Origin of the sequence: Streptomyces sp. NPDC006430, assembly GCF_040612395.1 — a bacterium.
Taxonomy (GTDB): Bacteria; Actinomycetota; Actinomycetes; order Streptomycetales; family Streptomycetaceae; genus Streptomyces.
Genome location: NZ_JBEXQA010000007.1, coordinates 1 through 14006, shown reverse-complemented (window position 1 = coordinate 14006; position 14006 = coordinate 1). Strand labels below are relative to the sequence as shown.

General features: G+C 72.3%; 13 protein-coding genes. 5 read left to right on the top strand and 8 right to left on the bottom strand.

Annotated features, from left to right (window positions below; genetic code table 11):
• The first annotated feature begins 1 nt into the window (after window position 1).
• Together ABZZ20_RS12905 and ABZZ20_RS12900 are read left to right on the top strand one after the other, a co-directional pair.
• On the top strand, window positions 2-445 hold the full coding sequence (locus ABZZ20_RS12905; protein WP_356869463.1) for a DUF742 domain-containing protein: 444 nt from the start codon (window positions 2-4) through the stop codon (window positions 443-445).
• Between the two features lie 13 nt (window positions 446-458).
• A complete protein-coding gene (locus tag ABZZ20_RS12900) occupies window positions 459-1052 on the top strand; it encodes an ATP/GTP-binding protein (RefSeq protein ID WP_356869462.1) in 594 nt (197 codons plus the stop codon).
• Between the two features lie 243 nt (window positions 1053-1295).
• Here the strand turns inward: ABZZ20_RS12900 and ABZZ20_RS12895 are convergent, their stop codons facing one another.
• The 4 genes from ABZZ20_RS12895 to ABZZ20_RS12880 form a co-directional block, all read right to left on the bottom strand.
• The gene (locus tag ABZZ20_RS12895; RefSeq protein WP_356869461.1) at window positions 1296-2489 is read right to left on the bottom strand and encodes a lipid-transfer protein; all 1194 of its coding nucleotides are present in this window, start codon (window positions 2487-2489) and stop codon (window positions 1296-1298) included.
• Window positions 2486-2941 (bottom strand): zinc ribbon domain-containing protein, encoded by a 456-nt coding sequence (locus tag ABZZ20_RS12890; RefSeq protein ID WP_356869460.1) that lies wholly within the window; start codon window positions 2939-2941, stop codon window positions 2486-2488. Before ABZZ20_RS12890 ends, ABZZ20_RS12895 begins: the two co-directional genes overlap by 4 nt.
• 123 nt (window positions 2942-3064) lie before the next feature.
• Entirely contained in the window at window positions 3065-3403 is a 339-nt protein-coding gene (locus ABZZ20_RS12885; protein WP_356869459.1) for a DUF962 domain-containing protein, read from the bottom strand.
• Between the two features lie 13 nt (window positions 3404-3416).
• Window positions 3417-4148 carry a M15 family metallopeptidase gene (locus ABZZ20_RS12880; RefSeq protein WP_356869458.1) on the bottom strand — a complete coding sequence of 244 codons (732 nt, stop codon included), beginning with the start codon at window positions 4146-4148 and terminating at the stop codon, window positions 3417-3419.
• A gap of 23 nt (window positions 4149-4171) precedes the next feature.
• On the opposite strand from ABZZ20_RS12880, the gene ABZZ20_RS12875 reads away from it, so the two are divergent.
• Window positions 4172-4681, top strand: a complete 510-nt coding sequence (locus ABZZ20_RS12875) for an NUDIX domain-containing protein (protein WP_356869457.1) — start codon at window positions 4172-4174, stop codon at window positions 4679-4681.
• A 108-nt stretch (window positions 4682-4789) separates the two neighbouring features.
• Here the strand turns inward: ABZZ20_RS12875 and ABZZ20_RS12870 are convergent, their stop codons facing one another.
• Together ABZZ20_RS12870 and ABZZ20_RS12865 are read right to left on the bottom strand one after the other, a co-directional pair.
• Complete coding sequence (locus tag ABZZ20_RS12870; RefSeq protein ID WP_356869456.1) at window positions 4790-5368, bottom strand: hypothetical protein; 579 nt, start codon at window positions 5366-5368, stop codon at window positions 4790-4792.
• A 76-nt stretch (window positions 5369-5444) separates the two neighbouring features.
• A complete protein-coding gene (locus ABZZ20_RS12865) occupies window positions 5445-7841 on the bottom strand; it encodes a glycoside hydrolase family 31 protein (protein WP_356869455.1) in 2397 nt (798 codons plus the stop codon).
• A gap of 190 nt (window positions 7842-8031) precedes the next feature.
• On the opposite strand from ABZZ20_RS12865, the gene ABZZ20_RS12860 reads away from it, so the two are divergent.
• Window positions 8032-10014 (top strand): acetoacetate--CoA ligase, encoded by a 1983-nt coding sequence (locus ABZZ20_RS12860; protein ID WP_356869454.1) that lies wholly within the window; start codon window positions 8032-8034, stop codon window positions 10012-10014.
• Window positions 10015-10077: 63 nt separating this feature from the next.
• A complete protein-coding gene (locus tag ABZZ20_RS12855) occupies window positions 10078-11007 on the top strand; it encodes a hypothetical protein (protein ID WP_356869453.1) in 930 nt (309 codons plus the stop codon).
• Window positions 11008-11117: 110 nt separating this feature from the next.
• On the opposite strand, the gene ptsP is transcribed toward ABZZ20_RS12855, so the two are convergent.
• Window positions 11118-12788, bottom strand: a complete 1671-nt coding sequence (gene ptsP / locus ABZZ20_RS12850; protein WP_356869452.1) for a phosphoenolpyruvate--protein phosphotransferase — start codon at window positions 12786-12788, stop codon at window positions 11118-11120.
• A gap of 74 nt (window positions 12789-12862) precedes the next feature.
• A complete protein-coding gene (locus ABZZ20_RS12845) occupies window positions 12863-13312 on the bottom strand; it encodes a PTS glucose transporter subunit IIA (RefSeq protein ID WP_356869451.1) in 450 nt (149 codons plus the stop codon).
• Window positions 13313-14006 lie beyond the last annotated feature (694 nt).

Here is a 14006-nt window from a genome sequence, read left to right as displayed (position 1 = left end):
CATGAGCGATCCAGGCCAGCACCGGCAGGACCACCCCTCGGGCGCCCCGGGCGCACCGCAGGAGCCCGCCCACCCGCACTGGTTCGACGACGAAGCCGGTCCTGTCGTCCGCCCGTACGCCATGACCCGCGGCCGGACCAGTCACCCCGGCCAGCACCGGCTCGACCTGATCGCGCTCGTCGTCGCCGAACCGGCGGCCGACGATCCGGTCTGGGAGACGACCCTGTCCCCGGAACACGCCCACATCCTCGGGCTGTGCCGGGAGCGGCCGCAGTCGGTCGCCGAGATCGCCGCCGAACTCGACCTCGCGGTCGGGGTCGTACGCGTCCTGATCGGGGACCTGGCCGAGGAGGAGCTGGTCCACGTGAACCGGCCGGTGCCACCGGCCGAACTGCCCGATGAATCCATTCTGCGTGAGGTGATCGATGGCCTTCGGGCGCTCTAGCCGCACCGGTGCCATGCATGCCGTGTCGCCGGTCGAGCCGCTGACCTTGAAGATCCTGGTCGCGGGCGGCTTCGGGGTGGGCAAGACCACCCTGGTCAGTGCAGTGAGCGAGATCAGACCGCTGCGGACGGAGGAACTCCTGTCCGAGCCGGGCGTCGGCATCGACGACACCGGGGGAGTGGAGGGCAAGAGCACCACCACCGTGGCCATGGACTTCGGGCGCATCACGCTGCGCGAGGACCTGGTGCTGTACCTGTTCGGCACGCCCGGACAGGACCGCTTCTGGTTCCTCTGGGACGAGCTGGCCCAGGGCGCGCTCGGCGCCGTGGTCCTCGCCGACACCCGCCGCCTCGCCGACTGCTTCGCGGCCGTCGACTACTTCGAGCGGCGCCGGATCCCCTTCGTGGTCGCCGTCAACTGCTTCGAGGGGGCCGAACGCCACCCGGTGGTGACCGTGCGGGAGGCACTCGACCTCGACCCCGGGGTGCCGGTGCTGCTGTGCGATGCCCGGGACCGCGAGTCCGTGAAGGACGTGCTGGTCGGGGTCGTGGAGCACGCCATGACACAGGCGCGGGCCCGCCGCCGGAGCCTGACCGCCGGCACCTGAGCATCTCGCGCACGGGAGGCGGCCCGTACCCCCGCCGACTGGGGTACGGGCCGCAGCTCTCATGGGGGGACCTGGGGTCCGGTCGCGGCGTCGTACGCGGCGCGAGACCGTGGAGCGAGTGTGAACCTGCCGCCGGGGGCCGTCAAGCGTTCCGGCACGTTCCGACAGGACCTCCTGTTCAGGGTCCGCGCCCGTCCGCCGTCGTCCGCGGCGGGCAGCCCGGCACCGGCCTGCGTACCGCTCTCACCGCACCGCGATGACGGCCGACCCGTGTCCGAACAGCCCCTGGTTCGCGGTGATCCCGGCGCGCGCTCCCGGCACCTGCCGGTCCCCGGCCGTACCGCGCAGCTGCCAGGTCAGCTCGCAGACCTGGGCGATGGCCTGGGCCGGCACCGCCTCCCCGAAGGAGGCCAGCCCCCCACTGGTGTTCACCGGCACCCGCCCGCCGAGCGCCGTCGCGCCCTTCCGTACGAGTGCGGCGCCCTCGCCCTCGCCGCACAGGCCGATGTCCTCGTACCATTCCAGCTCCAGGGCGGTGGACAGGTCGTACACCTCGGCGAGCGAGAGGTCCTCGGGGCCGATACCGGCCTCCTCGTACGCGGCACGGGCGATCGAGGCCCGGAACGACCCCGGAGCCGGCCGTACGGAGGTCACCGAGTCGGTGGCGATGTCCGGGAGGTCGAGGACCGTACGGGGATACGTCGGCGTCACCGTCGACACCGCCCGGATCCGCACCGGGTCGGTGATCCCGCGCGAGCGTGCGAAGTCCATGCTGCTCAGGACCAGCGCCGCGCCCCCGTCGGAGGTCGCGCAGATGTCGAGCAGTCGCAGCGGATCGGCGACGACCGCCGATGCCGCCACTTCCTCGACCGTCACCGTCCTGCGGTAGCGGGCGAGGGGGTTGAGGGCGCCGGCCGCCGCGTTCTTGACCTTCACGGCGGCGAAGTCGTCGAGGGTGTCCCCGTACACGGCCATCCGGCGGCGGGCGTACAGGGCGAAGTACGCCGGGTTCGTGGCCCCCAGCACGCGGAACCGCAACCAGTCGGGGTCATCCGGGCGGTCCCCGCCCGCCGGGGCGAAGAACCCCTTGGGTGCCGCATCCGCACCGACCACGAGCACGACGTCGGCCAGCCCGGCCAGGATCTGTGCCCGGGCAGCTCCGATCGCCTGGGCCCCGGAAGCGCACGCCGCGTACACGCTGGTCACCCGCGCGCCCTGCCAGCCGAGGGCGCGGGCGAAGGTCGCCCCGGCCACGTAGCCGGGATATCCGGAGCGCACGGTGTCGGCGCCGACCACGGACCCCACGTCGGACCAGTCCAGGCCGGCGTCGGCGAGCGCGGTCCGGGCCGCGGCGCGCCCGTACTCGACGAAGCTGCGGCCCCACTTGCCCCAGGGGTGCATGCCGGCGCCGAGGACGGCGACCTCGGCGGCGGTCACCGGGCCACCCCCAGTGGCCGGAACCGCCACGTGGTCCAGACGGTTCCGGCGTCCTCGTTCAGCACGCCGCCCACCACCTCGACTTCCATGCCGACCGCCAGGTCGGCCACGGTGACCCCGGGGGCCGCCTGTCCGAGCACGACCATCCTCTCGGCCTCCAGCTCCACCGCGACCAGGGTGTACGGCTCCCAGGGCGCGTCGGGGTCGGAAGCGTAGGGGGCGGGCGGCCGGTACCGCCCGTCGGTGTAGGACCACACCCGGCCGCGCGGGGACAAAGGGACCTCGGTGAGCGTGCCGTCGCCGGGACAGTGCGGGTTGCGGCAGTAGGCGTCCTCGCGGGGGAAGAACACCGCGGCGCACGCGGAGCAACGGGTTCCGAGCAGGCGGAACCCGCCCTCCGTGTCCGCGTCGGTGAACCATCCGCTCACGACGGGTGTGCGTGTGCGTTCCAAAGCCCCTCCCGAATCACTGGCGTCCGATGTCCGATGTCCGATGTCCGATGTGCGATGTCGGCGTTCCGGCGATCGGCCGATCTGACGACTCGTCAGAAGTCTGCCACGGGGAGGCGGTGCGGGTCACCGGTTCTCGGCGAGCCACTTCCGTGCGATCTCGGCCAGCTCCGCATCCCGCCCGGCCAGCATCATCCGGATCATCTGCACGTCCCCGCGCAGGGACCAGCCGGGGTGCCCGAAGGTCGCCGGGTTGTTCCGCTCGATCAGGAAGTGCGCCGGCCAGGCGGCGCCGTACCCGATGAGGGGCAGCGCGGCGAGGTAGCGTGCACGGCCGCGCGCGAGCCCGTAAGCGGTGACGGCGAGCCCGGTGAGGGTGCCGCCGAGGTGCACCCAGCGGGTGGCGGCGCGGGAGTGCATGGCGACGTAGTAGGGCCAGAACTCCTCGTACGTACGGAAAGTCATGCGGGCACGGTACTCACGGCCGGACCGAGGCGACAGCGACCGGGAAGTCGAAGGAGGAATCGGGGAAGGCCTCGGGTCGCAGGGTGAAGTGCCACCATTCCTCGGCGAGGTTGACGAATCCCTGCGCGTCGAGGGCCCGCTTGAGCAGCTGCCGGTTGGCGCGGGCCGCACCGGTGACCCTCGGCTCGTCGGTGTGCGAGAGGGGATCGAAGCGGTCGAAGGGGGTTCCCATGTCGACGGGCCCGCGGAACGGCAACAGCCGCACCAGTGTCACGTCGACGGTGCTGCCACGGCTGTGCCCGGACCTCTCGGCGATGTAACCGTCGGGAATCAGCCGCGCCTTGTCGACGTTCGGATAGAACTCCGCCTTCGCGGACTGGTCGTGGAGGTCCGCGGCCCACCGTACGAAGCGGTCCACCGCACACTGTGGCCGGTAGCAGTCGTAGACCGTGAGCGCGTACCCGTGCCGCAGCAGCTCGCGCTGCGCCCGGCGCAACGCCGCGGCGGCGGGGCGGGCGAGCAGACAGACGGGCTCCTGGTACCCGTCCACGGGCGCGCCGGTGAAATTGTCGGCGGTGGCGTACTTGATCTCCTGCCCGATGGTGGGGTCGACGTCGGCCAACGCCACGAATCCCGGCGCCACGAATCCCGGCGCCGCGGACCCCGGCGCCGCGGACCCCGGCGCCGCGGACCCTCCCGCGAGCACCGCCAGGCAGCCGGCCACCGCAACCGCAAGCATCCTCATACCCCTTGGCTTACCATCGCCGCATGCAGGAACAGCCGAGGGACTCGCACTGCTCCACCTGTGGATCGCCGTTCGACACGACCGCCTGGCCCCGTACGTGCCCCTCGTGCGGCGCCGTCACCTACCGCAACCCGCTCCCGGTGGCCGTCGCCCTCCTCCCGGTCGAGGACGAGGCAGGGACCGGCCTGATCGTCATCACCCGCACCATCGAACCGGCCCTCGGCGGCGTCGCCCTGCCGGGCGGGTTCATGGACTTCGGGGAGGACTGGCGCGACGCGGTCGTGCGCGAGCTGCGCGAGGAGACGGGCATCCGCGCCCCGGCGTCCGACGTCGCCCTGGCCGACGCCATGAGCTCCCCGGCGGGCCACCTGCTGCTCTTCGGCCTCCTGCCGCTGCGCCCGGCGCGGTCGCTCCCCCCGTCGACGGCGACGGACGAAACGACGGGCTGGCACGTCCTGCGCGGCCCGACGGAACTCGCGTTCCCGCTCCACACCAAGGCGGCGTCGGCATGGTTCGCCGGGCGGTACGGATGAGGGGCCGGCCGGCGGGACCTAGCCCCCGGCGGCCCGGCGGGACCTAGCCCCCCGCTGGGCCGGCGGGGTCCGGACCCCCGCCGGGCCGGCGGGATCGGACCCGCGCCCTCATACTCCCAGCGCCGCCGCGAGGCCCGCCGTCGTCACCACCGCCACGGCAGCCGCCGTCACCGCGAGCCCGCGCCCCCACAGTGCCTTCAGCGGGACCGGCCGGACCCGGAAGCACGCCCCCGCGATCACCGGGAGCACCGCGCTCGCCGCAGTGCATGCCCAGAGCGTTCCGAACCCGGGAGCGGACACGAGGTGGTCGCGCAGCCACCAGTGGGCGGGCAGAGCCGGTAGCGCCGAGGCGGGTGCGACCAGGACCAGGACCGCGATCGGCTCCGGCCACGCCGTCAGACGGGCCGTCACGTGACCGAGTACCGCCATCGGTTTGACGAGCAGCAGCCCCTGTAGGAAACCTACGGCCACGGCTGCGACCGACCCGGCCCCGATCAGCACGAGGTACCGCACCGGCGACGCCTGCTGCGTAGCGAGGAGCAGCGCCCACGCCACGGCCGACTGGCAGGCGCCCACGACCTCGGCCCCCGGTGCGCAGTCCCGTCCGCGCCGCCCGCGCGACATCCGCGACCGAAGCGGGTACGCCCGCTCGGGCCCCGTCGGGTCGGCCGGGCTCGCCCACACCATTGACCGACCCCCTGTTCGAACGGCTCCCACGGCACGGCCCGTCCGCCGCCCACGGGAAGGGTCCCCCCCCCGCGGCCTACAGCGCGGCTACACCCTCCCCGGAGGACACCCTGCGTCCGAGTCCCCGTACCTCCACGCCCTCGACGGGCTCGCCGGCCTCGTTCTCCACCACGACCGCGTCCCCCAGCCACCGCACCGTGTACCGCTCCACCCCGCCCGGCTCGAAGCCCGGTCCCGGGTCGCGGACCACCACCCCTCCGCCCGTGCTCCCCCGCGCCGGCGCCCATGCCTCCAACGTCACCTCGGTACTGCCGGGCCGACGGACCGGCAGTACGGCTCCCGCCCGGGCCAGGACCGGGATCCGCCCCTGCGGGGCCGCCAGGAGGATCTGCCCGGGGCCCTCGTACGCCGCCCCCGTCGCGGTGTCGTACCAGCGCCCCCGGGGCAGCCGGACCGCCCGCTGGTCCGACCCGCACTCCAGCACCGGCGCCACCAACAGTGCATCGCCCAGCAGGAACGCGTCCTCACAGTCCCGCAGCACCCGGTCCTCCGGCGCGCCCCACCACAGCGGCCGCACGTACGGGGCCCCGGTCCGCCGTGCCAGTTGGGACAGCGTCACGAAGTACGGCCGCAGCCGCTCCCGCTCCGCCAGTACGGCCCGGGCCTGCTCCTCCACCTCGGGCCCGAACTCCCACGGCTCCCGGCGCCCGGCCCAGATCGCCGAGTGGGTCCGGAACAGCGGCAGGTACGAACCCAGCTGGAGCCAGCGCAGGTACAGCTCCGGCGAGGGCGAGCCGCCGAACCCGCCGACGTCCGGGCCCGAGTACGGCACCCCGCACAGGCCGAGACCCAGCACCAGCGAGAGCGAGGCCCGCAGTCCCTCCCAGCTGGTCTCCACGTCGCCGGACCAACTGCCCCCGTACCTCTGCATCCCCGCCCACCCCGACCGGGAGAACAGGAACGGCCGCTCGGTGGGCCGCAGCCGGACCAGCCCCTCCCAGCCCGCCCGTGCCATCCCGAGCGCGTACACGTTGTGCGCGGCCCGGTGGTCCCCGCCGGCGCCGTCCATCGAGTGCCGTGCCGAACGGGGCAGGGTCATGTCACCGAAGGGCGCGAACGACACCGGTTCGTTCATGTCGTGCCACACCCCGGAGAAGCCCTGCGCCAGTCGCTCCGCATACCACTCGCCCCACCACGTGCGCACCGCCGGATCGGTGAAGTCCGGGTACGCGCACTCGCCGGGCCAGACCTCCCCCCGCACCTCCCGCCCCTGCGCGTCCCGTACGAACGCACCTCCCGACCCCACCCCGAGACCGGACGCGTGGACGGCGTCGCCCACCTTCACCGCCGGGTCGACGATCGAGACGAGCCGCACGCCCTGCTCCTGCAGCTCCCTCGCCAGCCCCGGCAGGTCCGGGAACCGCTCTTCGTCCACCGTGAAGACACGGTGCCCGTCGTAGTGGTCGATGTCGAGGTGCACGACCGACAGCGGGAGCCCGCGCGAGGTGTAGCCGGACACCACCCGCCGCACCTCCGCCGCGCTCCCGAACCCCCACCGCGCGTGCTGGTACCCGAGCGCCCACTCGGGCGGTACGGCGGCGGCGCCGGTCAGCCCCGACCAGCCCTGCAACACCCGTGCCGGCGTCCCCACCAGGACCCAGCACCTCAACGGCCCGCCCTCCACGCGCAGCTCGCTCGTCCCCGGCCGGTCGGCCCCCGAGCCGGCGCCCTCCTCGCCCTCGTGCAGGGTCACCCGCCCGTCCCAGGAGTTGTCGTGGAACACCAGGTGGGTCCCCGCGTCCGCGACCACCATCTGCACCGGCATCGTGATGTACAGCGGATCGTCGCCCGGCCCGAAGCCGCCCTTGGGGTCCGTGTTCCACAGCCGGTACGCACCGTCCCGCAGCCGCGGGCCGCCGGCCCGCCCGCCCAACCCGAAGAACCGGGCGTCCGCAGGCACCTCCGCCCGCGTCAACCACCGCGCCTCGACCGGCTGCCCGTCCACCGGCTCGGCCGGCTCCCACCATCGGGGCGGCAGCTCCCGGCGCAGCACCACCCCGCCCGGCGTCCGCACCTCCACCGCCCCGTGCCGGGACACCGCCACCGTCACCCGCTCCGACACCACCCGCCAGCCGCCCCCGGTGTCCGGTTCCAGCACGGCCCGCGGATCGGGCTCCGGTCCGCTGCCGACCAGCGCGTACGAGGGCGTCGGCCCGGCCCCGTCCCAGCCCCAGAACACCGCGCCGCCCGCCGTGACCCGTACGAGCAGCTCCGAGCGGGCGAACCGCAGCACGCCGCCCCCCGGCCGCGGCTCCGTACCCGTCAGCAGACCCGGCACGCGGGCCCGCTCCGCGCCCCGGCGCGGGAGCCCCACCGCGTCCGCGCGCCGGTGGCGCCAGGCCGAGCGCCACGCGCGCCGTCCCCGCTCCGTACCGATCTCTTTCACCGCACGCACCAGATCACGACCGTCCATGCTGCTCACCCTGCCACCGGCCGCCGGGCCAGCGGGCTGCGTTCAACTTCCGTTCACTCGTCCACGACGCCTCTGGTGCGGATGTAGATCGCATGGCATGGTCCCTGTGAGCCGCCGCGCGTACACCCACCGCGCGATGGCACCGTACGCACACCACGCGCGAGCCGCAGACTTGACCGGGAGCCGATCCATGACCTCAGCCACCCAGCCGGAACCCCTCTGGACCCCGGGCCCCGACCGGATCGCCGCGGCCCGGATCACCGCCTTCCAGGCCTGGGCCGCCGAGCGGTTCGGAGCCCCCGCGGACGGCGGCTACCCCGCCCTGCACAGTTGGTCCGTCGACGAGCTCGACACCTTCTGGCAGGCCGTCGCCGAATGGTTCGAGGTCCGGTTCACCACCCCCTACCAGTCCGTCCTCGCGGACCGCTCCATGCCGGGCGCACGCTGGTTCACGGGCGCCACCCTCAACTACGCCGAGCACGCCCTGCGCGCCGCCGAGGACCCGGCACGCGCGGACGACGCGGCCCTGCTGTACGTGGACGAAACCCACGAAGCCTCCCCCGTCACCTGGGCCGAGCTCCGCCGCCAGGTCGGCGCACTCGCCGCAGAACTGCGCGCCCTCGGCGTACGCCCCGGCGACCGGGTCAGCGGCTACCTGCCCAACATCCCGGAAGCCGTCACCGCGCTCCTCGCCACCGCCGCCGTCGGCGCGGTGTGGACCTCCTGCGCCCCCGACTTCGGCGCCCGCAGCGTCCTCGACCGGTTCCAGCAGGTCGAGCCCGTGGTGCTGTTCACCGTCGACGGCTACCGCTACGGAGGCAAGGAACACGACCGCCGCGACACCGTCGCCGAGCTGCGCACCGAGCTCCCCTCGCTGCGCGCAGTCGTACACATCCCGCTGCTCGGTACGCCGGCCCCCGAGGGCACCCTCGCCTGGTCGGACCTGACCTCCGCCGGCGTGGAACCGGTCTTCGAGCCGGTCCCCTTCGACCACCCGCTCTGGGTGCTCTACTCCTCCGGTACGACCGGCCTGCCCAAGGCGATCGTGCAGTCCCAGGGCGGCATCCTCCTCGAACACCTCAAGCAGCTCGGCCTGCACTGCGACCTCGGCCCCGAGGACCGGTTCTTCTGGTACACCTCCACCGGCTGGATGATGTGGAACTTCCTGGTCTCCGGTCTGCTCACCGGGACGACGGTCGTCCTGTACGACGGCAGCCCCGGCTACCCGGACACCGGCGCCCAGTGGCGGATCGCGGAGCGGACCGGTGCCACCCTGTACGGGACCTCGGCCGCGTACGTCATGGCCTGCCGCAAGGCGGAGGTCCACCCCTCCCGGGACTTCGACCTGTCCGCCGTGAAGTGCGTGGCGACCACGGGCTCGCCCCTGCCGCCCGACGGCTTCCGCTGGCTGCACGACGAGGTGGCCGAGGACCTGTGGATCGCGTCCGTCAGCGGCGGCACGGACGTCTGCAGCTGCTTCGCCGGCGCCGTCCCCACCCTCCCCGTCCACATCGGCGAGCTACAGGCCGCCTGCCTGGGTACGGACCTGCAGTCCTGGGACCCGTCCGGCAAGCCGCTCACCGGCGAGGTCGGCGAGCTGGTGGTCACCAACCCCATGCCCTCCATGCCGATCCGCTTCTGGAACGACCCGGACGGCAGCCGCTACCGCGACAGCTACTTCGAGATGTTCCCCGGCGTCTGGCGCCACGGGGACTGGATCACCCTCACCGACCACGGCTCGGTGATCATCCACGGACGCTCCGACTCCACCCTCAACCGGCAGGGCGTCCGGATGGGCTCCGCGGACATCTACGAGGCCGTCGAACGCCTCCCCGAGATCAAGGAGTCCCTCGTCATCGGCCTGGAGGAGCCGAACGGCGGCTACTGGATGCCACTGTTCGTCCACCTCGCACCCGGTGCCACCCTCGACGAGGACCTCCGCGGCCGCATCAAGGCGACGATCCGCGAGGAACTCTCCCCGCGCCACGTCCCCGACGAGATCATCGAGGTCCCGGGCATCCCGCACACCCTCACCGGCAAGCGCATCGAGGTCCCGGTCAAGCGCCTCCTGCAAGGCGCGCCCATGGCCAAGGCCGTCAACCCCGGCTCGGTCGACAACCTCGACCTGCTGCACTTCTACGAGGAGCTGGCCTGTACCCGCACCCGCCCCTGAGGTCACTGTCAGTGGTCATGGTTACTCTGAGTGAGCAATCGAACGTGCCACTCAGGGGGAGCCATGCCACGGACGCGTCGGACCACCGGCCACACCACCAGCCGTACCAGTCGCACCACCCGGCGCCGCATCCTGCGCCGCGAAGTCCCCAGCACCGTGGGCCTCCTGACCGACCCCGGGGACTTCGCGGCCATGCGCGGCTACCGCAGCTTCGCCTTCGACCACCACGACGACTACGCCGACTACCTCCGCCACGTCGAGGGCCTGCTCCGGTCCCTCACGGCCCAGGGCATCCACACCACCGTCGCCCTCTTCGACCCCGATGCCTACGCCGAGTTCTGTACGGAAGGCGGCATCGACCCGGACACCGCCGAGGCCCGCAGCCGCTTCACCGCCGAGCTGTCGGGCACCAGCGTCGTGCTGCCGTACACCGGCCAACCCATCGACGAACTCATCCCGCTCCTCGTCGACGAAGCGGTCCGCCAGGCCACCTGGGAGTACGCCACCGCACTCCTCACCGAGGTCGGCAGGTGCGCCGACTGCGGAGAGGACATCGGCCGCGCCTCCTTCGAGCGGGCCACCGAGGCGCTCACCCGCCTGGTCCACGGAGCCGGCCCCGGCCACCACCACCTTGTCTGCAGCGTCCCGACCCAGGACGAGCAGCTGATCGCCGTCCTGCACGCGGAGTCGGCCCGGGACCGGGAGGGCCCGCCACGCATCGAGGGCCGCGAACACCTCGACTTCGTGTCCGTCCTCGCCGCCGGACTCGCCCTCGGCGGCCCCGGCGGGCTGGTCCTGCGCAGCACCACCGAGGGCCTCCCCGACCGGGTCCACGGCTGGCGCCTGGACCGCGGTCGCCTGGTCCCGCTCTCCGCGGCGGCGGTGTTCAACGCCTACTGCACGGACGCCGACACCGGGGACCCGGTAGCCCCCGAGCCCGGCGTCGAATACTGCCCCGGCTACGAAGTGGACGGCCCCGCCCCGCACCACTAGCCCGAGTAGCCCGACCGAGCCGCACGGGAGCGGCGCACGGCGGGCACGGGGACGATCGAGGGGCCCCCGCCACCGGCGAAGGCCCCTCGATCGATCCGCATGCGGTCCGGTCACTCGCCGGACAGCACCGCCTGCGCGGCCAGACGCGCCTCCTCGGCACTGTCCGCCGCCCGCGCCGCCGCCGCGGAACGCTCGCACTGGGCCAGCGTGTGCTTGGCGAGCGCTGCCCGTACGTAGGGGATCGAAGCAGCACCCATCGACAGAGAGGTGACGCCCAGACCCGTCAGCACGCACGCCAGCAGCGGGTCGGAAGCGGCCTCGCCACAGACACCACAACTCTTGCCCTCGGCCTTGGCGGCCTCGGCCGACATGGCGATCAGGTCGAGCAGCGCAGGCTGCCAGGGGTCCTGCAGCCGCGAAACCGCACCGACCTGGCGGTCGGCGGCGAAGGCGTACTGCGCCAGGTCATTGGTGCCCAGCGACAGGAACTCGACTTCCTGGAGGATCGAGCGCGCCCGGAGCGCGGCAGAGGGGATCTCCACCATCGCGCCGAACTTGGCCTTCAGCCCGGCCTCGTGGCAGGCCTCCGCGAACGCCTTGGCATCGATCCGGTCGGCCACCATCGGGGCCATGACCTCGAGGTAGACCGGCAGCCCCTCGGCCGCCTTGGCCAGCGCGGTGAGCTGCGTACGCAGCACCTCAGGGTGCTCCAACAGCGACCGCAGACCACGCACGCCCAGCGCCGGGTTCGGCTCGTCGGCCGGAGTCAGGAAGTCCAGCGGCTTGTCGGCGCCCGCGTCCAGCACGCGGACGACGACGCGACCCTCGGGGAACGCCTCCAGCACCTTGCGGTACGACTCGATCTGCTTCTCCTCGGACGGCGCCTTCTTGCTGTCGTCCAGGAACAGGAACTCGGTCCGGAACAGGCCCACGCCCTCGGCCCCTGCCTCGACGGCCGCCGGAACGTCCGCCGGACCGCCCACGTTGGCCAGCAGCGGCACCTTGTGGCCGTCGGAGGTCGCACCCGGACCGGACGAGGCGGCGAGCGCGGCCTTGCGCGCAGCCGCAGCGGCCTCCAGCTCGGCGCGCTTCTCCGGGGTCGGGTCCACGAAGAGGTCGCCCGTGCTGCCGTCCACGGCGATCACGGTGCCCTCGGCGATCTCCCCGGCACCCGGGAGCGCGACGATCGCCGGCACGCCCAGCGCCCGTGCGAGGATCGCGCTGTGGCTGGTCGGACCGCCTTCCTCGGTGACGAAGCCGAGGACGAGCGTCGGGTCGAGCAGGGCCGTGTCGGCGGGGGCGAGGTCCCGCGCGATCAGCACGTACGGCTCGTCGCTGTCCGGCACGCCGGGCATGGGCACGCCGAGCAGGCGGGCCACGATCCGGTTCCGTACGTCGTCCAGGTCGGCCACCCGGCCGGCCATGTACTCCCCGGCCCCCGCGAGCAGGTCGCGGTAGGCGGCGAACGCGTCGTACACGCCGCGCTCGGCGGTGCTGCCGACGGCGATGCGCCGGTCAACGTCCGCCATCAGCTCGGGGTCCGTGGCGATCATCGCCTGGGCCTCGAGCACGTGCTGAGCCTCGCCACCGGCCAGCTGGCCGCGGGCGATCAAGTCGGCGGACACGGCCTCCACGGCTTTACGGGCGCGCCCCTGTTCGCGCTCCGCCTCGTCCGCAGTGATCTGCTTGGCCGGCGGTTCGAGAACTGCCGTGCCCATGTGCCGCACCTCGCCGATCGCCACACCGTGGCTCACGCCGACGCCTCGCAGCGTTGTCTCCATTTCACCCGTCTCCGATTGAGCGGCGGGCCCAGCCGCCGCGATGGATATCCGACTCGCAAACACAGGCGGGGGCGTCACTTCCAGCCGAAGAGGACGTCTCCGGCCTTGACGTCCCCGTCTTCGTTGACGTCGGAGAGGGACTCGGCGGATGCCTCCAGCGCCACGACGGGGCAGATCGGCGACTTGCCGGCTTCCTCGACGGCCTGGGGGTTCCAGCGGATGACGGCCTGGCCGCGCGTCACGGTGTCGCCCTTGTTGACGAGCAGCTCGAACCCCTCGCCGTTCAGTTGAACCGTGTCGATCCCGAGGTGGGTGAGCACGCCGTGCCCGTCGCCGTCGACGACGACGTACGCGTGCGGGTGCAGGGAGACGACCACACCGTCGACGGGGGACACCGCCTCCGAGGGCTCGCGCACGGGATCAATGGCCGTGCCTGGTCCCACCATCGCACCGGAGAACACCGGATCCGGCACTGCCGCGAGTCCGATGGCACGTCCGGCAAGTGGGGACGTCACGCTGGTCATGAGGGCCTCCCAGGGGTGGAGCTTCGTAGTGTCGCCGTCACTACGTGTCGCGAACGGCGTACTCTTGAGAAGGATAAGTCAGAAGATGTGCGGGTTCGTCCGTGTTGAAACCCGACCAGGGCTGCCCGCAAGCACGGACACTAGTGGACTAGACCGGTGGACTAGACCATACGCCCGAATCGATTTGCTTGGGTACCGGCATCCCTGTACTGTCGTGACTCCTGCCGAGGCGTGCCGTGTGAACTTCTCACGAGCGGTCGACGGACGGGAATCCTCCTCTTCAGTGCCGATCTTGCTTCGTGCTGCTTTTCGTATGCCTTTTGGTAGACGGTGAGTGGTCAAGGAGCCGGAAAAGCCCTGATAGAGTCGGAATCGCCGGAAAGAGAAAGCGCGAAAGCGAAGGACCTGGAAAGCAAGCGGGACCGGCTCTGATAGAGTCGGAAACGAAGAACGAAGCCCGGAGGAAAGCCCCAGTAATGAGGGTGAGTACAAAGGAAGCGTCCGTTCCTTGAGAACTCAACAGCGTGCCAAAAATCAACGCCAGAAGTTGATACCCCGTCCACTTCGGTGGATGAGGTTCCTTTGAAAAAGACCTGTGGGGTCGCCTTCGGGTGATGCTTGCAGGCAACAACACAGCGAGGACGCAGTGGTCAGTCGGTCTTATTCCGACATGACTGGCCCGCTCTAAGTGCGT